This is a genomic window from Acidovorax sp. GW823-FHT01C06, assembly GCF_058798375.1.
The window spans coordinates 234,228-259,386 of sequence record NZ_JBXAKN010000003.1 but is presented as its reverse complement, the minus strand read 5'-3'; the positions used below and the strand labels follow the sequence as shown (position 1 = coordinate 259,386).

Annotated in this window: 20 protein-coding genes; 7 read left to right on the top strand and 13 right to left on the bottom strand. The window is 68.4% G+C overall.

From position 1 onward, the window contains the following. Positions 1 to 66: 66 nt before the first annotated feature. On the top strand, positions 67 to 981 hold the full coding sequence (gene blaACA, locus AC1RCS_RS09315; RefSeq protein WP_370628465.1) for an ACA family class A beta-lactamase: 915 nt from the start codon (positions 67 to 69) through the stop codon (positions 979 to 981). Here blaACA and argA read toward each other — a convergent pair. The 4 genes from argA to AC1RCS_RS09295 form a co-directional block, all read right to left on the bottom strand. Beyond that, on the bottom strand, positions 968 to 2,314 hold the full coding sequence (argA, locus tag AC1RCS_RS09310; RefSeq protein ID WP_218294715.1) for an amino-acid N-acetyltransferase: 1,347 nt from the start codon (positions 2,312 to 2,314) through the stop codon (positions 968 to 970). The two genes, blaACA and argA, sit on opposite strands and share 14 nt — an antisense overlap. 85 nt (positions 2,315 to 2,399) lie before the next feature. Then, a complete protein-coding gene (locus tag AC1RCS_RS09305; RefSeq protein WP_492244857.1) occupies positions 2,400 to 4,430 on the bottom strand; it encodes an AAA family ATPase in 2,031 nt (676 codons plus the stop codon). Between the two features lie 22 nt (positions 4,431 to 4,452). Beyond that, positions 4,453 to 4,704: a hypothetical protein gene (locus AC1RCS_RS09300; protein ID WP_218294716.1), complete on the bottom strand. Its 252-nt coding sequence runs from the start codon at positions 4,702 to 4,704 to the stop codon at positions 4,453 to 4,455. Positions 4,705 to 5,064: 360 nt separating this feature from the next. After that, the gene (locus AC1RCS_RS09295; RefSeq protein ID WP_492244856.1) at positions 5,065 to 6,933 is read right to left on the bottom strand and encodes a serine hydrolase domain-containing protein; all 1,869 of its coding nucleotides are present in this window, start codon (positions 6,931 to 6,933) and stop codon (positions 5,065 to 5,067) included. Positions 6,934 to 7,131: 198 nt separating this feature from the next. Between AC1RCS_RS09295 and hrpA the strand changes: the two genes are divergently transcribed. Beyond that, positions 7,132 to 11,208, top strand: a complete 4,077-nt coding sequence (gene hrpA, locus AC1RCS_RS09290) for an ATP-dependent RNA helicase HrpA (protein ID WP_492244855.1) — start codon at positions 7,132 to 7,134, stop codon at positions 11,206 to 11,208. A gap of 47 nt (positions 11,209 to 11,255) precedes the next feature. On the opposite strand, the gene AC1RCS_RS09285 is transcribed toward hrpA, so the two are convergent. Next, entirely contained in the window at positions 11,256 to 11,612 is a 357-nt protein-coding gene (locus AC1RCS_RS09285; RefSeq protein WP_492255562.1) for a hypothetical protein, read from the bottom strand. Continuing rightward, positions 11,518 to 12,642: a DEAD/DEAH box helicase family protein gene (locus tag AC1RCS_RS09280; RefSeq protein WP_492244853.1), complete on the bottom strand. Its 1,125-nt coding sequence runs from the start codon at positions 12,640 to 12,642 to the stop codon at positions 11,518 to 11,520. Before AC1RCS_RS09280 ends, AC1RCS_RS09285 begins: the two co-directional genes overlap by 95 nt. A gap of 300 nt (positions 12,643 to 12,942) precedes the next feature. Between AC1RCS_RS09280 and AC1RCS_RS09275 the strand changes: the two genes are divergently transcribed. Continuing rightward, positions 12,943 to 14,628, top strand: a complete 1,686-nt coding sequence (locus AC1RCS_RS09275; protein ID WP_492244852.1) for a long-chain fatty acid--CoA ligase — start codon at positions 12,943 to 12,945, stop codon at positions 14,626 to 14,628. Between the two features lie 61 nt (positions 14,629 to 14,689). Here AC1RCS_RS09275 and AC1RCS_RS09270 read toward each other — a convergent pair whose 3' ends face one another. After that, entirely contained in the window at positions 14,690 to 15,064 is a 375-nt protein-coding gene (locus AC1RCS_RS09270; protein ID WP_218295247.1) for a PilZ domain-containing protein, read from the bottom strand. A gap of 266 nt (positions 15,065 to 15,330) precedes the next feature. Here AC1RCS_RS09270 and AC1RCS_RS09265 point away from each other — a divergent pair, with 266 nt between their 5' ends. The 3 genes from AC1RCS_RS09265 to AC1RCS_RS09255 all read left to right on the top strand — a co-directional run bounded on the left by AC1RCS_RS09265 (position 15,331) and on the right by AC1RCS_RS09255 (position 17,280). Then, positions 15,331 to 15,834, top strand: coding sequence for a hypothetical protein (locus AC1RCS_RS09265; protein WP_492244851.1), 504 nt, complete (start codon positions 15,331 to 15,333; stop codon positions 15,832 to 15,834). A gap of 105 nt (positions 15,835 to 15,939) precedes the next feature. Then, entirely contained in the window at positions 15,940 to 16,719 is a 780-nt protein-coding gene (locus AC1RCS_RS09260) for a 2OG-Fe dioxygenase family protein (protein ID WP_492244850.1), read from the top strand. Positions 16,720 to 16,842: 123 nt separating this feature from the next. Further along, positions 16,843 to 17,280 carry a universal stress protein gene (locus AC1RCS_RS09255; protein ID WP_218295244.1) on the top strand — a complete coding sequence of 146 codons (438 nt, stop codon included), beginning with the start codon at positions 16,843 to 16,845 and terminating at the stop codon, positions 17,278 to 17,280. Positions 17,281 to 17,478: 198 nt separating this feature from the next. Here the strand turns inward: AC1RCS_RS09255 and AC1RCS_RS09250 are convergent, their stop codons facing one another. The 4 genes from AC1RCS_RS09250 to AC1RCS_RS09235 form a co-directional block, all read right to left on the bottom strand. Next, the gene (locus AC1RCS_RS09250; RefSeq protein WP_218295243.1) at positions 17,479 to 18,462 is read right to left on the bottom strand and encodes a tripartite tricarboxylate transporter substrate binding protein; all 984 of its coding nucleotides are present in this window, start codon (positions 18,460 to 18,462) and stop codon (positions 17,479 to 17,481) included. Positions 18,463 to 18,635: 173 nt separating this feature from the next. Continuing rightward, positions 18,636 to 19,820 carry a beta-ketothiolase BktB gene (gene bktB / locus AC1RCS_RS09245; RefSeq protein WP_492244849.1) on the bottom strand — a complete coding sequence of 395 codons (1,185 nt, stop codon included), beginning with the start codon at positions 19,818 to 19,820 and terminating at the stop codon, positions 18,636 to 18,638. Positions 19,821 to 19,913: 93 nt separating this feature from the next. Beyond that, positions 19,914 to 20,675 carry an SDR family NAD(P)-dependent oxidoreductase gene (locus AC1RCS_RS09240; RefSeq protein WP_218295241.1) on the bottom strand — a complete coding sequence of 254 codons (762 nt, stop codon included), beginning with the start codon at positions 20,673 to 20,675 and terminating at the stop codon, positions 19,914 to 19,916. Between the two features lie 28 nt (positions 20,676 to 20,703). Further along, a complete protein-coding gene (locus AC1RCS_RS09235; protein ID WP_218295240.1) occupies positions 20,704 to 21,219 on the bottom strand; it encodes a MarR family winged helix-turn-helix transcriptional regulator in 516 nt (171 codons plus the stop codon). A gap of 76 nt (positions 21,220 to 21,295) precedes the next feature. Between AC1RCS_RS09235 and AC1RCS_RS09230 the strand changes: the two genes are divergently transcribed. Further along, positions 21,296 to 22,189, top strand: coding sequence for an EamA family transporter (locus tag AC1RCS_RS09230; protein ID WP_492244848.1), 894 nt, complete (start codon positions 21,296 to 21,298; stop codon positions 22,187 to 22,189). A 24-nt stretch (positions 22,190 to 22,213) separates the two neighbouring features. On the opposite strand, the gene AC1RCS_RS09225 is transcribed toward AC1RCS_RS09230, so the two are convergent. Then, positions 22,214 to 22,927 (bottom strand): RluA family pseudouridine synthase, encoded by a 714-nt coding sequence (locus AC1RCS_RS09225; protein ID WP_492244847.1) that lies wholly within the window; start codon positions 22,925 to 22,927, stop codon positions 22,214 to 22,216. After that, entirely contained in the window at positions 22,914 to 25,130 is a 2,217-nt protein-coding gene (locus AC1RCS_RS09220; protein WP_218295237.1) for a hybrid sensor histidine kinase/response regulator, read from the bottom strand. Before AC1RCS_RS09220 ends, AC1RCS_RS09225 begins: the two co-directional genes overlap by 14 nt. Between the last annotated feature and the right edge of the window lie 29 nt (positions 25,131 to 25,159).

The following is a 25,159-nucleotide window of genomic DNA, read 5'->3' as shown; positions in this document are numbered from 1 at the left end:
CGATGGTGCTGGGGGCTGTATCACCGTATCGTTCGGTCCTTGCTTCAACTCACCCCTCCATCTCTTATGCAAAGACGACAGTTTTCCTTGGGTTTGATGGCTGCCACCGCCCTGCCTATCTGGGGCTGCGCCGCCGCCGGCACCGCGGCGGACCGCGGCACCACGGCCCGCCAGTGGAATGACACGCTGGCCGGCATCGAACGCGCCGCCCAGGGCCGCCTGGGCGTGGCCATGCTGGACACCGGCTCGGGCCTGGCGCTGGGCTGGCGCCAGGACGAGCGTTTTGCCATGGCCAGCACCTTCAAGGCGGTGCTGGCGGGCTGGATGCTGGCGCTGGTGGACCAGGGCAAGGAGCGGCTGGACCACCGCCTGCACTACGGCCGCGAGGCCGTCATCGCGCATTCGCCCGCGAGCGGCCCGCGCGCGGGCGACGGCGGGGGCCTCACGGTGGGCGAACTCTGCGCCGCCACCGTGAGCCTGAGCGACAACACCGCCGCCAACGTGCTGCTGGCGCGCCATGGCGGGCCGGCCGGGTTCACCGCCTTCGTGCGCTCGCTGGGCGACACCACCACGCGCCTGGACCGCACCGAGCCCACGCTGAACGAAGCCAAGGTGGGCGACCCGCGCGACACCACCACGCCGCTGGCCATGCTGCAAACCCTGCAGAAACTGGTGCTGGGCGATGTGCTCACACCGGCGTCGCGCGCCTGGCTGCAGCGCTGGCTGGTGGAGACGAGCACCGGCGACCAGCGCCTGCGCGCCGGCGTGCCGGGCTGGAAGGTGGGCGACAAGACGGGCACGGCCGGCGACAGCGGCACGGCCAACGACATCGGCGTGTTGTGGCCCCCGGGCGGCGGCGCGCCGGTACTGGTGACCTGCTACCTCACGCGGTCCGCCGCCGCGCCGCAGCAGCGCGACGCGGCCATTGCGCAGGTGGCGCGCGCCGTGGCGGCGGCGCGCGAAACACTCAGAGCCTCTTGACCAGCACCTGGCTGCGGCGGTCCCAGTTGTACTTGCGCTTGCGCGCGTCGGGCAGCCAGTCCGGGTCCACGGGCTGGAAGCCGCGCTTGATGAACCAGTGCATGGTGCGGGTGGTCAGCACGAAGATGCTGTCCAGCCCCTGCAGGCGCGCGCGCTGCTCGATGCGCTTGAGCAGCTTCTCGCCGTCGCCCGTGCCCTGGCTTTGCGGGGACACGGTCACCGCGGCCATCTCGGCCGTCTTGGCCTCGGGGTAGGGGTAGAGCGCCGCGCAGCCGAAGATCACGCCGTCGTGCTCGATGATGGTGTAGCTGGCGATGTCGCGCTCGATCTCGGTGCGGTCGCGCTTGACGAGGGTACCGTCCTTCTCGAACGGCTCGATCAGCTGCAGGATGCCGCCCACGTCGTCGATGGTGGCTTCGCGCAGCTCTTCGAGCTTCTCGTCGATCACCATGGTGCCGATGCCGTCGTGCACGTACACCTCCAGCAGCAGCGAGCCATCCACCGCGAATGGCAGGATGTGGCTGCGCTCCACCCCGGCCTTGCAGGCCTTCACGCAGTGCTGCAGATAGAAGCCCGTGTCGGTGGGCGTCTGCGCGGTGGGCAGCGTGGCCAGCAGGGCCTGCGCGGCGGCCAGCGGCAGCTCGGTGTCGATGGGGTTGTCCTCGCTCTCGGGTTCGCCGGGCAGCATGCGGATGCCCGGCACCTCGGTCAGGAAGATCAGCTTGTCAGCGCGCAGCTCGATGGCCACGCTGGTGGCCACTTCTTCCATGCTCAGGTTGAAGGCCTCGCCCGTGGGCGAGAAGCCGAACGGCGAGAGCAGCACCAGCGCGCCCATGTCCAGCGTGCGCTGGATGCCGGCCACGTCCACCTTGCGTACCAGGCCCGAGTGCTGGAAGTCCACGCCGTCCACGATGCCCACGGGCCGCGCCGTGAGGAAGTTGCCCGAGATCACCCGCACCGTGGCGCCCGCCATGGGCGTGTTGGGCAGGCCCTGGCTGAACGCGGCCTCGATCTCGTAGCGCAGCTGGCCTGCGGCTTCCTGCGCGCAGTCGAGCGCCACCGAATCCGTGATGCGGATGCCGTGCGAGTATTTCGCCGCATGGCCCTTGGCCGCGAGCTGCTCGTTCACTTGCGGGCGAAACCCGTGCACCAGCACGATGCGCACGCCCATGGCCTGGATCAGCGCCAGATCCTGCGCGATGTTGTGCAGCTTGCCCGCCGCGATGCCTTCGCCCGTGAGCCCGATCACGAAGGTCTGGTTGCGGAACTTGTGGATGTAGGGCGCCACCGAGCGGAACCAGGGGACGAAGGTGAAGTTGAAAACGGCGGACATGGGCGGTGGAGGGCGGTGGGGTGGCCTTGGAGCGAGGGGAAAACCGGCAACGGCGGGCGGCCGCGTGCGGCCGCCAAGTCGCGCATCATAAGCATGCAGGGCTTTCGCTGTCCGGGGCAGGTGCGGGTTGGCTCCCGGTTTGTTGCCGAAACGCGGCCAGCCGGGCCGCGAAGGGCTCCAGGATCAGGGCTTCGTCGGGCCCTGTGTGGGCTGCCACCGCAATGGCGACGCCACTTCGGGCCATCAGCGTCTGCATCTCGGGCTGGGCGATCATGCCGTGGTCCAGCAGGGCCTCCACCAGGCGGGTGAGGGCCTCCCGGTGCTGGCGCAGCAGGGCGCTGGCGCGCTGGTACTGGGACTGCAGCAGTTGCTCGATGGCCGCGTTGCTGGGTTCCACGTCGGTGTTGAGGTGGTTGTCCAGCTCCACCGTCACGTCGGTGCGGGACAGGCGCGTGCCAAAGCCGTGGTGGCGGATGAAACGCGCCGCTTCGGCCGTGACCTGCTTGTAGTCCTGCTCGGCGCCGGTCGTGCAGGCCATTTCGCCAAACACCAGCTCCTCGGCCACCCGGCCCGCCAGGCCCACGCACATCATGTCGAGCGCGTTCTGCCGCGTGGTGACCTTCAGGCCCGCGAAGCTGTTGTAGCCGCCCTCGAACGAGGCGATGTTGATCTTCACCTCCTGCGGGGCCTGGCCGAACAGCAGGCAGTACACCAGTCCGTGGCCGGCCTCGTGCACCGCCAGCAGGGCGCGGAAGTCGGCATTGGCGCGCTGCTTGAGGCGGTTGAGCTCCAGCGCCACCGCAAACTGCGCCTGCCGCGCCTCGCCCTGGCCGCCGAGGCCGCGCACCACCAGGTGGCGCTTGTCGGCCGCCAGCGTGATGGCGACGTCCTGTGCCAGGGGCAGCTGCTGCTCCAGCGCCCACAGCGCGGCGTTGACCAGGTTGGCGCTCAGGATCGCGTGCACCGACGAGAACAGCGGCCGCGTGCCCTGCGCCGGAAACACCGCGTTGGCATACAGCTCGTCCAGCACGTCCTGCCCGATGGCAAAGCGCACGCCGCACTGTGCGGCGATGTCGTCGCAGTAGCGCGCGCACAGGTTGCGGATGAGCTCCTCGTAGGTGGCCTTGTTGAACGAGGGGTAGATCACGTGCTCGTTGCCCAGCCGGGCGATCTGCTCGGGCTTGAAGCGTTCGCTCAGGGCCTTCTTCACGTCGATGAGCGAGAGCTTGCGCGTGAGGCGGTGGAAGATGTCGGCGTCGGTGTCGCAGTCTTCCACGCGCTGCGCGGTCTCGTGGTACATCTCGTCGAGGTTGCCGCAGACGAACACCAGCAGCTTGCTGTAGTCGGTCTCCCAGGACGACAGCGACTGCTGGAACCGCGTGAACAGCGCCTGCACCTGCGCGGGCGGCCACTGCATGATCTCGGCCAGGGGCTCCGAGAGCTTGAGCATGCGCTTGAGCTCCTGGGCATCCCAGGCGTCGAGCTGGAAGCGGTAGGGCTTCTTGCCGGCGCGCTCGTCCTCGTTGTCGTCGGCGCGTTCGGCTTCGTAATGCGCGTCGGCCAGCTTGCGCTCGATGTTGGTGAGGGCGCTCAGCGCGGGCGGCAGGCGCCCGTCGGACAGCAGCGTCCACACGTCCTGGTAGCGCTCCACCTTCACGTCGGCGCCTTTGGTGTCCACCGTGCGAAAGCGCTGGAACTCGTCCAGCACCAGCATGCCCGGCGCGCCCTCGTGGATGCCGGAGTCCGCGAGCATGCCCGAGATGGACGAGCTGCGGTAGCTCGCGCCGTGGCTGAAGCCGTCCATCTGCACCTCCACGAAGCGGTCGTAGAAGCCCAGCAGCTGCGCCAGGCGCCTCGTGAGCTGCGTCTTGCCCGTGCCGGTCAGGCCCCACAGGCACACGATCACGGGCCGGGTGATGAGCTGGGGCAGCACGTACCAGGCGCGGATGGCGTCGACCACGCGGTCGATCACGTCGTCGATGCCAAACAGCTCGGCCTTGAGCTGCGCTGCGGCCAGCGCCAGCGCCTGCTGGCGCTGGGCCAGCAGCTCCCGCTGCGCGATGGGCGGAGCGGGCCGCTTGTGCGGCGTGTCTTCGGAAAGGGTGGAAAGGTCCATGGTTTTCAATCGTTGTGTCGCATCAGTCGCTTTCGGTGAAGCGGGATGTCTGGATCGCCTTGCGCAGGGCGACGTTGTCCGCGCGGCGCTGGGCCCCGCGGGCTCGGATGTGCTTGCCTGCCGCGCTCGACAGGCTGCGCCGGGCCAGTGCGGTGGCCACGGGATTTCGGGGCGGGCCCGAGGACTCGAGAACTACGACCAGGGGCTGCTTCATGCGGCGCAGCTTCTTGATCTCACCCTGGGCATAGGCCCGGGACAATTTTTTGGCACTCATGTGCACTCCACAAACAAAAAACCCCGGCAATGGAGCCAGGGCTTGCGGAGCGCGTGGGGGCGCCGGGGGCCAAGGCTGGACAGTGCGTGCGCACACAGTCCAGCCGGGGCGGTGGACGGTGGTCAGGCGGGAGCGGACAAGGGAACAAACATAGCAGTGACCTCCAGTGTTTTCAGGGGCTGCCGTGGCGGCGGGCACATGCCTGAAAGAAAGAAGCGCGAATTGTGGCGAGGCCCCCGGGGCTTGGCAAGCGCAAGGGGCCGCGAACGGCTGCATTTGTCGTGTGAAAGGAACAGTGCCGGGCAGCCCGTGCCCTGCGCCTGTGTGCTGCGGTGGCTGCGGGGCGGGCAGGGCCGGCGCTCAGCCCTGCCGGCGGTAGGCCCAGCCGGCGGCGTGCATCCATTCCTCCTTGTCGCGGGTTTCCACGACCAGCTCCACCAGATCGCGGCCGTCGTTGAGCGGCACCTGCACCGCCATGCCGGCGCGGTCCGGCGACAGGGGCAGCAGGAACTGGCTGTCGTCCCAGAAGAGGTAGCCGGGAAGCTCGGGCAGCTCGCGCAGGGCGGCCGCCCCCACACCCAGGGCCAGCGGAATGGATTCGGACGCTTCGTTCGCGAGCAGCCAGGTGCTGTCCAGCCGCGATATCCACTGCGCAGGGAGCGCGGCGGCGGCGCGCGGCATCTGCTGGCCCACGGGCATGGTGACCCAGTAGTGTCCCGCCGTGGCGGGCTCGCGCGAAAGCAGGTAGCGGCGGCCGTCGGCCATCTCCCAGCGGTAGTGGGTGCGGGGCTGGGCATCCGACCACCACCACCCGTCGCTGCGCGGGCGAAGCCCCGTGCACAGCGGTGCCCAGTCCTTCGCCGGCGCGGACCAGATCCACAAGTCGATCTGCTGGCTGTCGGGCGAGAGGACTTTCAGGGGTTTCGAGGAGCGGCCATAGATGCCGAGCACCGCATCGACCGCGCTGGACGACGAGGTGGCCAGCGCGGGGGCGGCGGTGGACACCTTGGGCGGCAGCGCAGGGAGCTGGCCGGTTTCCTGCAGCGCGCGCAGCAGAATGCCCTCGGCGATGGGCCCGGGCTTGAAGCTGGAGGCGCTGCCCGTGAGCAGCAGGGCCAGGCCCGCCTGCGGCAGCACGTGGAAGTCGCTGGCGTAGAACATCGTGCTGCCGCTCTTTTGCCATGCGAGGACGCCCGCGGCGCCCAGGCCCTGATGCCGCGTGCTGTCCCATCCCAGGCCGGCGTGCCAGTCGGGCGTGAGGTGAAGGTGCGTGCCCTGGCCCTGGTCGCGGCCCATTTCCAGCACTGCGGCTTTCGAGACGATGCGCCGGCCGTCGTATTCACCGCCCTGCAGGAGCATCGCGGCGAGCTTCATCATGTCGCCCGGCGTGGTGCACAGCCCGCCGGTGGCGTAGCCCATCACGAACTCCTGGCCCTGGCGCACCTTGTGGATGTACCCATGGGCGAAGCTGCCTTCGGGCAGGGGCAGCAGCGTGTAGCCCGAGCGGGCCATGGCCAGCGGGTTGAAGAGGACCGATTGCACGAATGCCGGGTAGCCTTGCCCGGTGACCGCGAGCACGATGCGCTCGACCAGCGTGAAGCCGTCGTTGCAGTAGGTCGCCAGCGCCCCGGGCGCATGTTTGAGGTGCACGCCGGCCAGCGCCGCCTCCAGCCCCGCCGCATAGCCTGACAGCGGCGCAAAGGAAAACATGTTGTGCGCGTGGGTGCCCGGCAGCCCGGAGGCATGGCTCAGCAGGTGGCGGACGGTGATGTCGCGGTAGTCTTCTGACAGCATCGTGAACCGGGGCAGATAGCGCACCACGGGGGCGTCGAGCTGCACGAGCTGGCGGTCCACCAGCACCATGACGGCCAGCGCCGCGAGCACCTTGCTGACGGAGCCGACATTGAAGCGCGTGTCGGGCGTTGCCGGGGTGGCGGACGTGTCGTCCAGCACCCCGAACGCCTCTTGCCAGACGAGGCGGTCGCCGTGCAGCAGCGCGACGGAGGCGGCCCGCGCATCGCTGCGCAGCATGGCCTGGCGTATTTCGTTGCGGCCCCAGGCCATGGTGGCCGACATCGCGGGGCCGGGGTTGCCGGTGCCCCCGCAGGCCGGCAGCAGGGGGCCCAGGGCTGCGGTGCCGGCCCATGCGAGCCAGTCGCGGCGCGAGGGGGGCGGTGGGGTGGCGCTGTCGCGGGCGGAAAAATTCGGGGCAGATGTCTGCGGGAGCATGCGGTCATTCCGGAGGGCACCCGCCACGCAGACATCTTCGGGGCGGAACCGGGGTATTACATACTGAAATCCCCGGCACCAAAAAGTGGCGTTTGACAAAAGACCGCGCAAGTGAGGGAGCGCGGGGTGCTCCGTTTGGCCGCGCGCATGGCCTGTGTTGCACGGGGCCAACGCCCGCCTCGGATAATGCGTGGCTTCATGACCGAATCCGCGCCTCCCACTCCCCCCCGATCCGCCCCGCGAACCGCGCCGCTGCGCATCACCTTTCCCGAATCGTTGCCCGTATCTGGCAAGCGCGACGAGATCATGGAGGCCATCGAGAAGCACCAGGTCGTCATCGTCTGCGGCGAAACCGGCTCGGGCAAGACCACGCAGCTGCCCAAGATCGCGCTGGCCCTGGGCCGGGGCAAGTGCAATGCGCCCGCAGGCCAGAAGGGCCAGTTGATCGGCCATACCCAGCCGCGCCGCATCGCGGCCAGCAGCGTGGCCAAGCGCATCGCCGAAGAGCTGCAAACGCCGCTGGGCGACGTGGTGGGCTTCAAGGTGCGCTTCCAGGACCGGCTCTCGCGCGACGCCTCGGTCAAGCTCATGACGGACGGCATCCTGCTGGCCGAAACGCAGACCGATCCGCTGCTCAAGGCCTACGACACCATCATCATCGACGAGGCGCACGAGCGCAGCCTGAACATCGACTTCCTGCTGGGCTACATCCGCCAGATCCTGCCGCGCCGGCCAGACCTGAAGGTGGTGGTGACCTCGGCGACCATCGATGCAGACCGGTTTGCCAAGCACTTCGAGTCGGCAAAGGGGCCGGCGCCGATCATTTATGTCTCCGGCCGCACCTTTCCGGTGGAGCAGCGCTGGCGGCCGTTCGAGGACACGCGCGACTACGGCCTCAACGAAGCCATCGCCGATGGCGTGGACGAACTCTGGCAGGGCAATGCGGCCGGTGACATCCTGATCTTCCTGCCCGGCGAGCGCGAGATCCGCGAGGCCGCCGACCACCTGCGCAAACACCTGGCCCACCAGCCGGTGATGCGCAATGCCGAGGTGCTGCCCCTGTTCGCGCGACTGTCGCAGGCCGAGCAGGACCGCATCTTCGACGGCCACACGGGCCGCCGCCTGGTGCTGGCGACCAACGTGGCCGAGACCTCGCTCACGGTGCCGGGCATCCGCTACGTGATCGACGTAGGCACGGCGCGCGTGAAGCGCTATTCTTTCCGTAGCAAGGTGGAGCAGCTGCTGGTCGAGCCCATCAGCCAGGCGGCCGCCAACCAGCGCGCGGGCCGCTGCGGCCGGGTGGCCAACGGCATCTGCATCCGCCTGTATGACGAGGCGGACTTCAACGCCCGCCCGCGCTTCACCGACCCCGAAATCTTGCGGTCATCGCTGGCCGGCGTCATCCTGCGCATGAAGTCGCTGCACCTGGGCGACGTGGTGCAGTTCCCGTTCATCGAAGCACCCTCGGGCCGCGCCATTGCAGACGGCTACCAGCTGCTGGGCGAACTCGGCGCGGTGGACGAGGCCAACGAACTCACGCCCATGGGCGTGGAGCTGTCACGCCTGCCGCTCGACCCGCGCGTGGGCCGCATGATCCTGGAGGCGCGCGACCGCAAGGCGCTCGATGAGGTGCTGGTGATCGCCAGCGCGCTGAGCGTGCAGGACGTGCGCGACCGGCCCATGGAAGCCCAGCAGCAGGCCGACCAGGCGCACGCCAAGTTCGACGACGAGAAAAGCGAGTTCAGCGGCTACCTCAAGCTGTGGAAGTGGATCAACGAGGCACGGGGCGGGGCGCCCACGCTGCCTTCTGCCCGCGCGCAGAAGGCCATGGCCCACCAGCGCGCACCGTCGCAGGCCCACCTGCCCGTGGCCCAGCGGCTGGTGGCCGCGGCGGCACCCGCGCCCGCGGTGGCCAGTGCCACCGCACCGGCGCCCACCCACAAGCTGAGCAACCGCCAGTACGAGCAGTTGCTGCGCCAGAACTTCATCAGCATCCGCCGCCTGCGCGAGTGGCGCGACATCCATACGCAGCTGCTCACGGTGGTCGCCGAGCACAAGTGGCCCATCAACACGCAGCCCGCCAGCTACGAGCAACTGCACCTGTCCATGCTCGCCGGGCTGCTGGGCAACATCGGCGCGCGCAGCGAAGAGGAAGACTGGTACCTGGGCGCGCGCGGCATCAAGTTCTACAAGCACCCGGGCGCCCACTTGAACAAGAAGCCCGGCCGCTGGATCGTGGCGGCCGAGCTGGTGGAGACCACGCGCCTGTTCGGGCGGGGCATCGCCGCCATCGAGCCGCAGTGGATCGAGCAGGTAGGTGGTCACCTGCTGCGCAAGCAGCTGCTCGACCCGCACTGGGAGAAGAAGTCGGCCGAGGTCACGGCGCTCGAACGGGCCACGCTCTACGGCCTGGTGGTCTACAACGGCCGGCGCATCAACTTCGGCAAGATCGACCCGCACGCCGCGCGCGAGATCTTCATCCGCGAGGCCCTGGTGGGGGGCAACTGGGAGAGCAAGCTGCCCTTCCTGGCCGCCAACCAGAAGCTCATCGCCAAGGTGGAGGAGCTCGAACACAAGTCGCGCCGCCAGGATGTGCTGGTGGACGACGAGCTGATCTACGCCTTCTACGACCAGCAGCTGCCACCCGACGTGTGCAGCGGCCATGGCTTCGAGGCCTGGTACCGCGAGGCCTCCCGCCAGCAGCCCGATCTGCTCAAGCTCACGCGCGAAGAGCTCATGCGCCACGAGGCGGCCGGCATCACCAGCAACGCGTTTCCCAAGACCGTGCGCCTGGGCGGCGTGGACTGCGCCGCCAGCTACCTGCACGAGCCCGGCGATGCGCGCGACGGCATCACCGTGACCATCCCGCTCTTCGTGCTCAACCAGGTGAGCGACGAGCGCTGCGAATGGCTGGTGCCCGGCATGCTCAAGGACAAGATCCAGGCGCTGCTCAAAAGCCTGCCGCAGCGCCCACGCAGCCGCTTCGTGCCACTGCCCGAGTCCGCTACCCGCCTGGCCGAGCTGCTGGGCACGCCCGAACGTTTTGGCACCGGCAGCCTGACCGATGTGCTGCTCAAGCAGGTGCGCGACGAGACCTCGCTCGATGTGAAGCGCGCCGACTTCAAGCTCGACATGCTCAGTCCGCACCTGTTCATGAACTTCCGCGTGGTGGACGAGCATGGCCGCCAGCTCGGCCATGGCCGCAACCTGGGCGCGCTGAAAGCGGAGTGGGGCGCCAAGGCGCGCGGGGCATTCCAGGCGCTGGCGGGACTCAAGCTCAGTGGTGGGGCAGCAGAGAGTGAAAAAAATGAGTCAAAAATGCCTCCAGCGCTTAATGGTAAAGCGCAAGCAGCTACTAAATCAGGAGTAAAGGGGGCAGCGCCCGCCACAGCGAAACCTACGAGCGTCACCCCCTCAGCCCCCGCAGGCCAGCGCTACACCACCTGGACGTTTGGCGAGTTGCCCGAGCTGATGGAGATCAAAAAGGCCGGGCAGACGCTGATCGGCTTTCCGGCGCTCATCGACGGCGGCGACGCTGTGACCATCGAGGTCTTTGACGAGCCCGAAGTCGCCGCCGCCAAACACCGCGCGGGCCTGCGCCGCCTGTTTGCGCTGCAGATCAAGGACGCCCTCAAGTACCTCGAAAAAAACATCCCCGACCTGCAGAAGATGGCCGTGGCCTACATGCCCCTGGGTACACAAGAAGAGCTGCGCACCCAGATCATCGACGTGGCGCTGGACCGGGCCTTTTTGCTCGACCCGCTGCCCACCGACGAAGTTGCCTTCAAACGTCGCGTGGAAGAGGGCAGGGGGCGCCTCACGTTGATCGCCAATGAGGTGGCGCGCCTGGCCGCCACCATCCTCATCGAATACACAGCCGCCGCCCGCAAGATCAAGGACACCAAAAACGCCCCCGAAGCCACTGCGGACGCACTGCAGCAGCTGCAGCGCCTGGTGCCCAAGAACTTCATTGCCGTGGCCCCGTGGATGCAACTGGCCCACTACGCCCGCTACCTCAAGGCCATCACGCTGCGGCTTGATAAATACCGCGCCGACCCCGCCCGTGACGCTGCCAAGCTGGCCGAGCTGCGCCCGCAAGAGCAGCGCTACTGGCGCCTGGTGGCCGAGCGCAAGGGCGCCGTGGACGCGCGCATGCAGGAGCTGCGCTGGCTGCTGGAGGAGCTGCGCGTGAGCTTCTTTGCGCAGGAGCTGCGCACGCCCCAGCCGGTGAGCGTGAAGCGGCTGGACAAGCTGTGGGCGCAGGTCAATAGCTGAGCCGTGGCCTGTGGGTTGCGCGAGGTCAGGCCTGCGGTCCGGGCGCGTTAGGGTCTGGTCCAGATCCTGACGGTTACATACATGGCATAGCCCAGCGCCAGCACCAGCCACACCAAGAAGAAGAGGTTGGCCCAGTACGGGCCAGCGTGCTCCGCGAGTGCGTAGATCTGACCCGCGCAGCCCTTGCCGACGCACGGAATCTCGCGCAGAACCAATGCGCGCAGGGCTGCGAACAACAGGTAGCACGCCACAGCAGCAACGAGCAGAAAGCCGATAGGCCCGACCGGAGGTTTGGTGAGCTCATCTTTCTCATCCCGCAGACCCTGGTTCAGCAGCTTTTGCCCATACCGGTACCACACGTAGCCGACAAGGAGCATGAGCGCGTAGTAAAGGAAGGTCAGCATGGCGTGAAATGAGGGGCCTGTGTGTGTAGGCGTCAAAGTATTCGAGCACCTGGCGCCACAGGTTGTAGATGCTGCGGTGGGCCTCGTCGGTGACGACGATGTCAATGCTCTCGATGGGGATGGATGGGTTGTAGCCAACGGGCTCGGGGTCTTTGAACAGGCCTTCGATGCGTTCGGTGCTTTCTTCGTCGGCCTCGTCGGCCAGCTCGCGCCCCTTGAGCATGCTGAACATGCGCTGGATGGTGCAGATGACCACGCGGGCGGATGTGTCGACGTGGCCGCCCTGCAGGTGCTGGACGATGTATTCCTCGCCAAACTTGTAGTTGTTGTAGGGGCTGGCGTAGGCGTCAAACTCTTTTTTGGTCTGGCGGGCCAGGTTGCCCCGGTCTACCAAGAAGAGCACGCGGCGCGCGCCGCCAAACTTGATGAGGCGGTAGATGAAGCCGATGCTGGTAAAGGTCTTGCCGCTGCCGGTGGCCATCTGGATGAGGGCCTTGGGCGTGTTGGCGGCTAGGGATTTTTCCAGGTTGGTAATGGCGCCGATTTGGGCAGGCCACAGCTGGTAGTGCGCGCCGCCGCTGCCCCATTCGGTCACCAGCTTGGGCATGTTGCGCATGCGGGCCAGGAAGGTGTTGGGTGGTTCGCTGACGCCGTTGCCGTTCATCATTGGTGGCAGCAGCGCCAGCCATTGCACCAGCAGCTCGGGGCGGAAGAAGGCGAACACGCTGCGTGCGCGCGGCTCGGGGTCCAGACCGTTGGTGAAGTGGGTTTCTACGCCCGTGCTTTCCCACACAAAGGGCAGGGGGCGGCCCCAGGCGGGCAGTGTGGAGGGCAGGCCTTTGGCGTAGCGGCTGCTTTGCAGCTCTACGCCGGTCAGGGTGGCGCCTTCTTTTTTGGCTTCGATCACGCCGCAGGCTTTGCCGTTGACGTAGAGCAGGTAGTCGGCATAGCCGTAGCCAGGGTTCAGTGGGAATTCGCGAATCGCCACGCCCACGGCTGCGTGGATGTTGGCGTCTGCAACGTTGCACACGTGCCAGCCTGCTGCTGTCAGCAGTGCATCAATGGTTAGCCTGGCCTTGGCCTCTGGCCTCTGGCGTCATGCGTGGTCCTCCCTGCGGGGCATTCTAGGTGCGACCGATACATTTGGTTAATGGTTTGTGGCAGGGCGATGGATTGCGAGCACACGGCCATGTGCTTGCGTGAACAAGGCGAGTAAGCCCGACCTTCGGCGGGGAGCCATGCGTCACATGGGTGACGATCATGGGGGCATTCCCCTTGCTTGGTACAGGTGGGCCATCTAGGCTGCGGGAAACAAGGAGACTGTTTGCCCATGCGCCCTCACTACCAGTTCTGGCCCCGTCGTTTGCCCAAGTCCATCACGCTGCCTGCCACCTCACTGTGGGACAACCTGGCGACCAATTCACGCCGCTACCCCGATAAGGCGGCTCTGGTGTTTTTTGGAAGCACGACGAGCTACCGCCAGTTGATGGAGAGCGCTGAGCGCCTGGCCGCCAGGCTGGCGCAACTGGGGGTGCAGCGGGGCGACCGCGTGGTGCTGTGCATGCAGAACTGCCCGCAGCTGGTGATGGCGCATTTCGCCATCCTGCGGGCCAATGCGGTGGTGGTGCCGGTCAATCCGATGAATCGGGCCGAAGAGCTCAAGCACTACATCACCGATCCCGACACCAAGGTGGCGATCACTACCGGTGATCTGGCCTCAGAGATGGCTAAGGCCAGCAATGCGTTGGCCCCTGGCGAGCGCCTGGCGCATCTGGTGGTCACGCAGTTTTCGGATGCGTTCGACGTGAACGTGACCGGCATCGATGCGCCGCCTGAAGCATGGATGGACTGGCTGGGCACGCGCCACCCGCTGCCTGCACTGGAGGGCGGGCTGGCCCACGCCTGGACGGACGCCCTGGCCTGTGCGGAAGCGCCACCCGCCCTGTCGGTAGGCCCAGCCGACCTGGCGCTGCTGCCCTACACCAGTGGCACCACCGGTCTGCCCAAGGGCTGTATGCACCTGCACAAAAGCATCATGCACAACACGGTGGCCGCCAGCCTGTGGGGCAATGGGTCAGCCGACAATGTGACGCTGGCGGTGGTGCCCATGTTCCACATCACCGGCATGGTGAGCGTGATGCACACGTCGATCTACTGCGGCGCCACGCTGGTCATCATGCCCCGGTGGGACCGCGACCTGGCCGGGCGCCTCATATCGCGCTACCAGGTCACCACCTGGACCAACATTCCCACCATGGTCATCGACCTGCTGGGCAGCCCGAACTTTGCCAGCTATGACCTGTCCAGCCTGGCCTATATCGGTGGTGGTGGAGCCGCCATGCCGCAGGCAGTGGCGCAGCGCCTGCTGGAGCAGTATGGCCTGCGGTATGCCGAGGGCTATGGCCTGACCGAGACAGCCGCTCCGTCGCACGCCAACCCGCCCGACCACCCCAAGCAGCAGTGCCTGGGCATCCCGTTCATGAGCACTGATGCGCGGGTGGTCGATCCCGACACGCTGCAGGAAGTGCCCGTCGGCGAACAGGGCGAGATCATCATCCATGGTCCCGAGGTGTTCGAGGGCTACTGGAAGCGCCCGGATGCCACCGCCTCGGCCTTCATCGAGTTCGAGGGCAAGCGCTTCTTCCGCTCGGGCGACCTGGGCCGCATGGACGAGGACGGCTACTTCTTCCTGACCGACCGCTTGAAGCGCATGATCAACGCGAGCGGCTTCAAGGTCTGGCCGGCGGAGGTCGAGGCGCTGATGTTCCGCCACCCCGCCATCCAGGAGGCCTGCATCATCTCCGCCAAGGACAGCTACCGGGGCGAGACCGTGAAGGCCGTGGTGGTGCTGCGCGCATCGCACAAGGACACCACCGAACAGCAGATCATCGACTGGTGCCGCGAGAACATGGCGGTGTACAAGGTGCCGCGCATCGTGCAGTTCGTGAACGCACTGCCCAAGAGCGGCAGCGGCAAGGTGATGTGGAGGCAGCTGCAGGAGCTGGAAACGCAGTAGTCCGGGGTTGGCGGACGAACGGCACGTTCCACCGGCTTCGGCGCCGGGGGCCGTCGCTTGTTCAGGAAAGGGAGGAGGCCGCGGTCAGCTCGCCCAGGTCGCGTTCGAGCAGTGCGGGGTCGCCCAGCTGCAGCTCGATCAGGCGGCGCAGGTGGGTCACGCTGTCCAGGTCGATCCCGCGGCACAGCAGACCGGTGTGCAGCCCCTCCACGTGCGCGACCTCGGTGGACATGGCGATGTGGTTGCCGGTTTCGGCCAAGGGAATGGTCAGCTGGCACAGCATGCCGGTCTGCAGGTTCGCCTGCGCCGGTGCCACCAGCAGCGCGCCCTTGAGCGAAAGGTCCTGCACGTGGACGCTGAAGGCGTCGGTGGACGTGGTCAGCAAGGCCGGCGCGTCAAAGCCGACGCGGACAAAGTGGCGGCGTTCGTGGGGCATCGCTGTCTCCTGGACCGAAGCGGGTGGTGGCACATGCTACTCCAAGCCCGGCGGCTGCACGCATTTGCCGGGCACGCCGGGCCGCCGGATGAACCTGCTTCAGGCGGCGTGCGGCGGCGGCGGGCAGCCCGGTTCTGTCGCCATTTGCTTACATCTTTTGCGCGGATTCGGGTTTAGGGTAGGGCGGGCTTTGTTACAAATCAGGGTCCGCGCACCGCAGCCGCACATCGTGTGCTGTTCCGGGCGGTACAAGCAAGGAGTTCCCGATGAAAACCACAACCATGACCACGATGTCCACGATGTCCACGATCCGTCTCCTCCTGTCTGGCGCGGCGGCCGCGCTGCTGCTCGCCGCGGCGGGCGGCGCGCATGCGCAGACCTACATCAATGCCACGGTGGGCGGCGAGCTGGCCCCCGGCGTGTACGGCCGCATCAACATTGGCAATGCGCCACCGCCGCCGCTGCTGTATGCCGAGCCGGTCATCATCCACCGCCCCGCGGTCGTGGTGCCGCGCTCGCCGATCTACCTCTACGTGCCGCCCGGCCATGCCAAGAACTGGGGCAAGCACTGTGCGCGCTACAACGCGTGCAGCCAGCCGGTGTACTTCGTGCAGGAGCCGCCACCACGCCGTGGCCCTCCGCACCGGGGCCCGGGCCGCGATGACCGCCGGTGGGATGACGACCATCGCCACGGCGGCAAGCAGGACCGCGACCATGACCGGGGCCGCGGCAACAATGGCAAGGGCCATGGACATGGCCACCGCGACTGACTGACGGACTGCGCGGCGCACCTCCCTGCAAGGCCGCGCCGCGCTGCACCGCGTTTGCGCCATCGCAGACGCGGTGCCGGCACCAGCGGTTAAGCTCGGGCCTCTATGGCCCAAGTCACTTTTTCTCCCCCCTTCACCGCCCCCCAGGATGTCGCCAGCCAGCTGCGGCAGAACGGCTTTGCCGTCCTGTCGCCGGTGGACGTGGCCCGCTGGACGGGCTGCGCCCTGCCGGAATTGCTGGGCCTGAACGGCGACTGGGCGGGGCTGCCCCCCGATGATTTCCTCAAGGACGGCGGGCGCTACCGCCGCCGCCGCCATGCCTGCTTTGTGGTGCAGGACGGGCAGGTGCGGCAGGTGCCGCACCGCGCGCACTGGCAGCCTGTGGAGTACAACGCGCTGCATGGCGGCATGGAGCGCTGGTTTGCCCCCATGGAGCCCGCCACCGTCGCCCGGCCGGTGTGGCAGCAGCTGCTGGCAGCGCTGGCCGGGGTGTCCGATGCCGTGTTTGCGCGCTCCGAGGCGCCTGCATCCTGGTTCGTCGAGGCCCACCAGTTCCGCATCGACACCACCGACGGCATTGGCCGGCCCACCCCCGAGGGCGCCCACCGCGACGGCGTCGACCTGGTGGCCGTGTTCCTCGTGGGGCGCGAGGGCATCAAGGGCGGCGAGACGCGGGTGTTCGAGGCGGCGGGCCCCAGCGGCCAGCGCTTCACGCTGACCGAGCCGTGGTCCCTGCTGCTGCTGGACGATGCGCGCATGATCCATGAATCCACGCCCATCCAGCCCCTGGGCGAGGGGGGGTATCGCGACACCCTCGTGGTCACCTGCCGCCGGGGTGGTTTCCAGGGGACGGATGTGGTCGGGCAGGCCCCTGCGGGCCGCTGAACGCCGGCAAGGGAGTGCGTCCGATTTGATGCGAATCAAGATGCGCGGTATGGTGGGCGTTCAAACTGATGTCCATGGCCGGGCCACAAGCCAGGTCCCACACTCAACTCAAGGAGAAGCACCATGTTCAAGCACATTCTGGTTCCAGTCGACGGTTCCAATACCTCGATGCTCGCGGTCTCCAAGGCCGCGGCCCTGGCCAAGACCTTTGGCAGCGCCGTGACGGCGGTCTACGTGGTCGATCCCTATCCCTTCACGGGCGTGGGGGCTGATTTCGCCTACGGCCAGGCCCAGTACATCAACGCAGCCACCGCCGAGGCCAACAGCGCCCTGGATGCCACCAAGAAGGCCATGGCCGAGGCTGGCGTGCCGGTGACCACCGTGGTGGGCGAAGGCCACGCAGTGCATGAAGGCATCCTGCGCGCGCTGGAAAGCACGGGCGCCGATCTCATCGTGATGGGCTCGCACGGCCGCCGCGGGCTTGAAAAGCTGGTGCTGGGCAGCGTCACGCAGCGCGTGCTGGGCGTGGTGCACATCCCGGTGCTGGTCGTGAGGGACTGAGCGCCATCCTCCATGAAGAACGGCTCCGAAAGGAGCCGTTCTTCATTTCAGTTCTCGATGGCGCCGCGCACCAGCGCATCCCACATTCCACAGCTCGTGGAACAGGCATGCCCTCCGCCGGTGCACCCGTGGATCTGGCTTTGCCAGGCCACCGGCTGCGTCCCCCTTCAGGGGGAAGGCGCGAAGCGCCTCAGGGGGTCACTCAATCTTCGCGCCCGAGGCTTCGACGATGCCCTTCCACTTGGCGTAGTCGGTCTTGAGCAGGGTGCCGAACTGCGCGGCGGACATGGCTTCCGGCTCCGCGCCCTGGGCATGGATGGCGGCCTTCATGTCGGCCGTGGCCAGGAGCTTGTTGATCTCGGCGTTGATGGCACTCACCACGGCGGCCGGCGTGCCGGCGGGGGCGAACACGCCGTACCAGGTGCTCACGTCGAAGTCCTTGAAGCCCGACTCGGCCACGGTGGGCACCTCGGGCAGGGACGAGCTGCGCTTGGCCGAGGTCACGGCCAGGGGGCGCAGCTTGCCGGACTTGATCTGGCCCATGGCCGAGGGCAGGGACGAGACCAGCAGGTCCACATTGCCCGCCAGCGCATCCATCAGCGCGGGATTGGATCCCTTGTAGGGAATGTGGCTCAGCTTCACGCCCGCGGCCTTCTCAAACAGGTCGCCCGCCAGGTGGATGGACGTGCCGTTGCCGGGCGAGCCATAGGTGATGGTGCCGGGCGCGGCCTTGGCGGCGGCCACCACGTCGGCCAGGGTCTTGTACTTGGAGTTGACGCTGGTGGCGATGACCACGGGCGTGTAGGCGACGTGGGCCACGGCGGTCAGGTCCTTGGTGGGGTCCCAGGGCAGGTTCTTGTAGAGCCAGGGGCCGATCACGAGGTTGTCCTTCTGGCCCATCACGAGGTCATAGCCCGTGGGGGCCGCCTTGACGGCCTCGCCGATGCCGATGGTGCCGCCGGCACCCGCCTTGTTGTCGGCCACCACGGTCCACTTGGCGCTTTCGGTGAGCTTGGTGGCCACCAGGCGCGAGAGGATGTCGGTGCCGCCGCCGGGCGGGAAGGGCACGATCAGGCGGATGGGCTTGGTGGGGTAGGCCGCAGCCGGTGCGGGGGCCTGGGCGTGCGCGGTGGTGCCCACGGCGAAGGCGAGGGCGGTGAAGGAAAGCAGGGTGCGAATCATGGTGAGAGATGTCTCCGTCGGTTCAATATGGACAGGCGGCCGCTCGGGCGCGCTCCGCTCTGCTGGTCTTGGCGCCAGCACCCGCGGATGATCGCCGATCCTGCGCGGGGCTGGCCTTGCCGATACAGGGTGGCAACATCGCCACTGGCGATGGCAAGGCCGGGCGGCACGGGTCAGATGCGCTCGAAGATCGCGGCGATGCCCTGGCCGCCGCCGATGCACATGGTCACCAGCGCGTAGCGGCCCTGCACGCGCTGCAGTTCGTGCAGCGCTTTCACGGTGATCAGCGCGCCGGTGGCGCCGATGGGGTGGCCCAGCGAGATGCCCGATCCGTTCGGATTGACCTTGGCCGGGTCCAGGCCCAGGTCCTTGGTGACGGCGCAGGCCTGGGCGGCAAAGGCCTCGTTGGCTTCGATCACGTCGAGGTCGTTCACCGTGAGGCCTGCCTTTTTCAGCGCCAGCTGCGTGGCGGGCACGGGGCCGATGCCCATGTACTTGGGGTCCACGCCCGCGTGGGCATAGGCCACCAGGCGTGCCAGCGGCTTGGCGCCACGGGCCTTGGCGGCGCCGGCTTCCATCAGCACCACGGCGGCGGCGGCGTCGTTGATGCCCGAGGCGTTGCCGGCCGTCACGGTCCCGTTTTCCTTGATGAAAACGGGCTTGAGCTTGGCCAGGTCGTCCATCGTGGCGCCGGGGCGGAAGTGCTCGTCGGTGGCGTACTGCACGTCGCCCTTCTTGCTCTTCAAGGTGACGGGCACGATCTGGTCCTTGAACAGGCCGTTTTGCGTGGCGCGCTCGGCACGGTTGTGGCTCTCGACCGCCAGCTTGTCCTGGTCTTCGCGGCTGATGCCCCACTTGGCGGCGATGTTTTCGGCCGTCACACCCATGTGGATGTTGTGGAAGGGGTCGTGCAGCGCGCCGATCATCATGTCCACCATCTTGGTGTCGCCCATGCGGGCGCCCCAGCGCATGTTCAGGCTGGCAAAGGGCACGCGGCTCATGTTCTCGGCGCCGGCGCCAATGGCCACGTCGGTGTCGCCCAGCAGGATGGACTGGCTGGCATTGACGATAGCCTGCAGGCCCGAGCCGCACAGGCGGTTCACGTTGTAGGCGGGCGTGCCTTCGCCGCAGCCGCCGTGGATGGCGGCCACGCGCGAGAGGTACATGTCCTTGGGCTCGGTGTTGACCACGTGGCCGAACACCACGTGGCCCACGTCCTTGCCTTCCACGTTGGCACGCGCGAGCGATTCGCGCACCACGAGCGCGCCCAGCTCGGTGGGGGGCACGTCCTTGAGGCTGCCACCAAAGGTGCCGATGGCGGTGCGCACTGCGGAAACGACGACGACTTCACGGGTCATGGGGAGGTCCTTTCAGATGAGTTTCAGATCAAATTGGCCGCTAGCGCTTGTCCATAAAGCGCTGGCAGCTATAAAAACAGGAGTATTGGGGCTCTAGGCGTCCCGGACATCGGCCACCGGGTTGGTGCCGAAGTCTGCGCGTTCCAGCCAGGCGAGCACGCGGGTGGCGGCGTCGGCAGGCGATGTGAGCTGGCCACCCGTCTTGAGGTTGGCGAAATTTTGCTGGTCCGGGAACGCCTCGGGGGCGGCGCCGCGCAGCTGCACCTGCATGTCGGTGTCGATCACGCCGGGGGCCAGCGAGCATACCTTGGCGCCCTGGGGCTTGATGGCTTCGTCCAGCGCCACGCAGCGCGTGAAATGGTCCATGCCCGCCTTGGCGGCGCAGTACGCGGCCTGCGAGGCCATGGCCCGGCGGCCCAGGCCCGAGGAGATGTTGAGCACCTTGCGCGGCACCGTCCAGGCATCCGTCGCGCCCAGGAAGGCGGCGGTGAGCTGCATGGGCGCCTCCAGGCCCACGCGCAGGGCATGGGCCAGGTCGGCGGCATCGCTGCCCGAGAGGGGGGCGATGCGCGGGATCACGCCCGCGTTGTTGATGAGCGTGGCGCTCGCGAACACCTGAGGGCCCTGCGCCGCGAGCCAGCTTTGCAGCCTGTGCGCCGCCTGCTCGCCCTGCGAGAGGTCTTGCTGCCATTGTTCGAGGGTGACACCCGCCGCCTTGGCTTCGGTGGCCAGGTCCGCATTGGCGCTGCGCGCGATGCAGATGAGGGTGTTGCCGCTGCGCAGGAGTTGCTGGGCCATGGCCAGCCCCATGCCGCGCGATGCGCCGGTGAGGATGTAGAGGTGGGTATGAGGCATCCCCCCATCGTACTGCGGGACGCCCGGCTCAGCTGTCTCCGGCAGGCTCCAGCGCCGCGAGCAGCAGCGACAGCCGCGCGTCCAGCGCCGCGAGGTCGGCGGCCTTGAGCGGCGCCAGGATGCGGTGCTCGTTGGCGACGTGGGCCTCGACAGCGCGGTCGATCAGCGCCAGCCCCTCGGCGGTGAGCTGCACCAGCGAGCTGCGCGCATCGTCGGGGTTGGGCAGGCGCGTGATCCAGCCCTGGGCCTCGAGCTTGCCCATGCGGTGCGTCATGGTGCCCGAGGTGACCATGAGGGTGGAGAACAGCGTGGTCGGCGCCAGGCAGTAGGGCGCGCCGCTGCGGCGCAGCGTGGCCAGCACGTCGAACTCCCAGAAGCTCAGTCCGAACCCGGCAAAGGTCTCGTCGAGCCTGCGCTGCAGCAGCGCGGCGCAGCGCTTGATGCGCCCGATGGGGCCCATGGGGCTCACATCCAGGTCGGGGCGCTCGCGGCTCCACTGGGCCAGGATGGCATCTACGGCGTCGGGCTGGCGTGGGGTGGCCATGGGCTTTGTGATCGATTTATCTTGATTTCAAGATTGTATGGTAGAGTATTTTATCTTGATTTGAAGATAAGTTGCCATGCAAAGCACCCGCACCTCTCCCTGGCTGGATGCGCTCGCCACGGCCGTGGGCCCGGTCATCTGGGGCTCCACCTACATCGTCACCACCGAGCTGCTGCCGCCCGACCGGCCCTTCACCGCCGCGCTGCTGCGCACCTTGCCCGCGGGCCTGCTGCTGGTGCTGTGGTGCCGCCGCTGGCCGGCGTGGGGCGACTGGGTGGGCTGGCGGCGGCTGATGGTGCTGGCGGCGCTCAACATCGGCGTTTTCCAGGCGCTGCTGTTCGTGGCCGCCTACCGGCTGCCGGGCGGCGTGGCCGCCGTGGTGGGCGCGGTGGGCCCGCTGGTGGTGATGGGCCTGGCCTGGGCACTGGATCACCGCCGCCCGCCCGCCCTGGCCCTGGGCGCAGGCGCGGCCGGCGTGCTCGGCATGGCCGCACTGCTGCTGTCGCCCGGTGCGCGGTGGGACATGGTGGGCGTCGGCGCGGCATTGGTCGGCACCGTGTGCATGGCGGCAGGCACCTTCTGGTCGCGGCGCTGGCGGTCCGACCTGCCGGTGCTGGCGTTCACGGGGTGGCAACTGCTGGCCGGCGGCATCATGCTCGCGCCCGTGGCCTGGCTGGTGGACCCGCCGCTGCCCGCGCTCACCGCCCCCCAGGTGGGCGGGTATCTTTACCTGAGCATCGCGGGCGCGTTGCTGGCCTATGCGCTGTGGTTTCGCGGCATAGCGCGCCTGCCGTCGGTGGCGGTGTCGTCGCTCGGGCTGCTCAGCCCCGTCACGGCCGTGCTGCTGGGCTGGGTGTTGCTGGGCCAGGCCATGACGGGCGTGTCGCTGGCCGGCATGCTGGTGGTGCTGGCCAGCATCCTGGCGGTGCAATGGGCGATGTCGCGGCCCGTGGCGCCGGCGCGGCTGTAGCGGCGGGCGGTACCGGCCGCGGGGTCAAAAATCCGCCGCCCATTCGAGGGCAAGGTGCGCTCCGGTGGCCGGGTGTGCAAAGGCCAGGTGGCTGGCATGCAGCAGCAGGCGCGGCGCGAGGCCCCGGGTGGCCGCGTCGGCATACAGTGCGTCTCCCAGGATGGCGTGGCCCACGGCCGCCAGGTGCACACGCAGCTGGTGGGTGCGGCCGGTGACGGGCGCAAGCTCGACCCGCGTCGTGCGGGCGGCCAGGTCGCAGCTCAGCGCGCGCCAGCGGGTCAGGCTGGGCTTGCCCTGCGTGGCGTCGATCACCCGCAGCGGGCGCCGGGCCCAGTCGGCGGCGATGGGCAGGTCGATCTCCTGCCATGCCGCGGGGTCGGCAGTGCCTTGGCCCATGCATCCCCGCACCACCGCCTGGTACCGCTTGTGCACCGTGCGCTCGGCAAAGGCACGGCTCAGGCGGCGCTGGGCCTCCAGGTGGCGCGCCATCAGCACGAGGCCCGAGGTGGCCTGGTCCAGCCGGTGAACGATCAGCGCCCCTGGCCAGTGCTGCTGGGCGCGGGTGCTCAAGGCATCCTGCTTGTCCGGGCCGCGCCCGGGCACGCACAGCAGGCCCGACGGCTTGCAGAGCACGAGCAGGTCCGCGTCCTCGTACAGCGCCCGTGGGGCGGGGCAGGCGGCGGCTCCAGGCGCGCACGCCTGGGCCGCGGGCGCGGAGGGGCCTTCACCGGGCGGCATCGTCGCCGCCCACCAGGCGCTGCACGGTGGCGCAAAGCTCTTCCACGTCGTTGGGCTTGTGGATCAGCGCCTGCGCTCCCTCGGCCAGCGCGGCCTGTTCGATCTCGGCCGTGACGTAGCCCGAGGCCAGGGCCACCGGCAGGTCGGGCCGGATGAGGCGGGCCTCCCGCACCAGGTCCACGCCGCAAAAGCCCGGCATGTTGTAGTCGGTCACGAGCAGGTCGTAGCAATCGGGCGCCGCGTTCAGAGCTGCCTTGGCCTCGTGCGGGTCGGTGAAGCCGCTGACCTCGTAGCCGCGGCGGCGCAGCAGGCGCTGCACCAGGAACACCAGGGCCTCGTCATCGTCCACGTACATCACATGGGGCTTTCTCGGGGGCGGCTCGCACCCTGGGGGCTCTGGTGTGTCCGGCGCGGCGGCGGGGGCGGTGGCCGTCGCTGCCGGCATCGGCACCGGGGGCTCGGCGGCGGCGCTTGCGGCGGCCACCGGGAAATACAGCGTGAACCGGCTGCCCTGGCCCGGCGCGCTGTGCACGTCCACGCCGCCCTCATGGGTGCGCATCACGCCATGCACCACCGCCAGGCCCAGGCCGGTGCCCTGGCCCACCGGCTTGGTGGTGAAGAACGGCTCGAAGATGCGTTCCAGCGTCGCCGCATCCATGCCCGGGCCGCTGTCGCGCACCGACAGGGCCACGTAGTCCACGGGCGCCAGGCCCAGCCGTTCGCTCAGGCGCTGGTCGGGCTGCACGGTGGCCGCCTCCACATGGATGCTGCCGCGCTCCGTGCCAATGGCGTGGACCGCGTTCGTGCACAGGTTGAGCAGCGCCTGCTCCACCTGCGTGGCATCCGCCAGAACAGGCGGCAGGCCCGCCTGCAGCTGCATGTGCAGCTCGATGGCGGGTGGAAGGGTCACGCGCAGCAGGCGCTCGGTGTCGTGCACGACCTCGGCCAGCGACACGGCCGAGCGCTGTGGCGGTTCGTTGCGGCTGAAGGTGAGGATCTGGCGCACCAGGTCGCGCGCGCGGCGGCCGGCCTTGTCGATTTCCCCCAGGCTCACCAGCACGGGAGAGCCCGGCGCGCAGTCGGCCTGGGCCAGCGCCACGTTGCCCAGGATGGCCCCCAGGATGTTGTTGAAATCGTGCGCGATGCCGCCGGCCATGGTGCCCACGGCCTGCATCTTCTGCGACTCGCGCAGCTGCGCCTCGAGTTCGTTGCGGTGCGCCTCGGCCTTCTTGCGGCCCGTGAGGTCGCGGGCGAAGACGGTGGTGGTTTCGCCTTCGGCGTGGCGCTCGAACGAGACGCTCACTTCCACGGCCAGCTCCTTGCCGCTGGCGGTGAGGGCGGTCATCTCGCCCAGCATGGCCTGCGTGGTGAGCTGCGCAAACGCCAGGGCCTGGGCGGCATCGGGCAGGAAGCGGTCGAGGGTGCTGCCCAGCGCATCGCTCGCGCTGCACTGGAACAGCGCGGCCGCTGTGGGGTTGAAGACCGTGATGCGCCGGTGCTGGTCCACGCAGATGATGGCGTCCAGCGCCGAGTTGATGACGGCTTCGAGCCGCCTTTCGCTCGCGTGCAGCTGCTCGTTGCGCTGCTGCAATGTGGCCGCGCTGTGCTGCAGCGCCTGGCGTTCCGCGAGCAGCGGGCCCTGGTCGATCACCGCGCACAGGAACTGCGGCAGCGGCGGGCCGTTGCTTTGTGGTGCCTCGATGTGCGCGATGTGCAGGTCGCCGGTGATGCGCGTGTCCGCATTGATGGAAAACACGACCTCCTTGGCCTCGCTGCGGCCCAGGTCCCGCGCCAGCGCGAAGGCCTCGCGCACGCGCCTGGCGTCCTGCGCGCGCACGAAGGGCATCAGCGCCGAGAGAGGGCGGTCGCGCTCGGTGGGCTGGAATGATCGGTGCGCCATGGAGTTCGCCTGCACCACCAGATCGTGCTCGTCCACCACCATGAGGGCCAGCGGCACGCTGGCGAACAGCGTCTCGAAGCGCTCGTAGGCACTTTCGGCCACCGTCTGGCTGTAGCGCAGGACCTTGTTCTGGCTCTCGAGTTCGGCCTGGTAGGCCCGCAGCTCCGCCACCAGGCTGTCGGCCGGCGAGCCCTCCCGCGCGGCAGGCGGCGCCGTCCGCACGACGGGTGGGCCCGCGGTGTCCGCCGCATGGGCTGGCATCCGCCGGGCAGGATCCAGAAAGGACAGGTCGGGTTCGCTCATGAAGGGGGCGTGGCGTCAACGTGAAGGAG

Bases quoted from the DNA above. Each gene is read 5' to 3' on its own strand.
- AC1RCS_RS09235 (WP_218295240.1), bottom strand. From the start codon at position 21,219: ATGGCCACCCCACGCCAGCCCGACGCCGTAGATGCCATCCTGGCCCAG.
- AC1RCS_RS09260 (WP_492244850.1), top strand. From the start codon at position 15,940: ATGGCCCAAGTCACTTTTTCTCCCCCCTTCACCGCCCCCCAGGATGTC.
- argA (WP_218294715.1), bottom strand. From the start codon at position 2,314: ATGTCCGCCGTTTTCAACTTCACCTTCGTCCCCTGGTTCCGCTCGGTG.
- AC1RCS_RS09225 (WP_492244847.1), bottom strand. From the start codon at position 22,927: ATGCCGCCCGGTGAAGGCCCCTCCGCGCCCGCGGCCCAGGCGTGCGCG.
- AC1RCS_RS09295 (WP_492244856.1), bottom strand. From the start codon at position 6,933: ATGCTCCCGCAGACATCTGCCCCGAATTTTTCCGCCCGCGACAGCGCC.
- blaACA (WP_370628465.1), top strand. From the start codon at position 67: ATGCAAAGACGACAGTTTTCCTTGGGTTTGATGGCTGCCACCGCCCTG.
- AC1RCS_RS09220 (WP_218295237.1), bottom strand. From the start codon at position 25,130: ATGAGCGAACCCGACCTGTCCTTTCTGGATCCTGCCCGGCGGATGCCA.
- bktB (WP_492244849.1), bottom strand. From the start codon at position 19,820: ATGACCCGTGAAGTCGTCGTCGTTTCCGCAGTGCGCACCGCCATCGGC.
- AC1RCS_RS09270 (WP_218295247.1), bottom strand. From the start codon at position 15,064: ATGCCCCACGAACGCCGCCACTTTGTCCGCGTCGGCTTTGACGCGCCG.
- AC1RCS_RS09240 (WP_218295241.1), bottom strand. From the start codon at position 20,675: ATGCCTCATACCCACCTCTACATCCTCACCGGCGCATCGCGCGGCATG.
- AC1RCS_RS09305 (WP_492244857.1), bottom strand. From the start codon at position 4,430: ATGGACCTTTCCACCCTTTCCGAAGACACGCCGCACAAGCGGCCCGCT.
- AC1RCS_RS09275 (WP_492244852.1), top strand. From the start codon at position 12,943: ATGCGCCCTCACTACCAGTTCTGGCCCCGTCGTTTGCCCAAGTCCATC.
- AC1RCS_RS09250 (WP_218295243.1), bottom strand. From the start codon at position 18,462: ATGATTCGCACCCTGCTTTCCTTCACCGCCCTCGCCTTCGCCGTGGGC.
- AC1RCS_RS09265 (WP_492244851.1), top strand. From the start codon at position 15,331: ATGAAAACCACAACCATGACCACGATGTCCACGATGTCCACGATCCGT.
- hrpA (WP_492244855.1), top strand. From the start codon at position 7,132: ATGACCGAATCCGCGCCTCCCACTCCCCCCCGATCCGCCCCGCGAACC.
- AC1RCS_RS09230 (WP_492244848.1), top strand. From the start codon at position 21,296: ATGCAAAGCACCCGCACCTCTCCCTGGCTGGATGCGCTCGCCACGGCC.
- AC1RCS_RS09285 (WP_492255562.1), bottom strand. From the start codon at position 11,612: ATGCTGACCTTCCTTTACTACGCGCTCATGCTCCTTGTCGGCTACGTG.
- AC1RCS_RS09300 (WP_218294716.1), bottom strand. From the start codon at position 4,704: ATGAGTGCCAAAAAATTGTCCCGGGCCTATGCCCAGGGTGAGATCAAG.
- AC1RCS_RS09255 (WP_218295244.1), top strand. From the start codon at position 16,843: ATGTTCAAGCACATTCTGGTTCCAGTCGACGGTTCCAATACCTCGATG.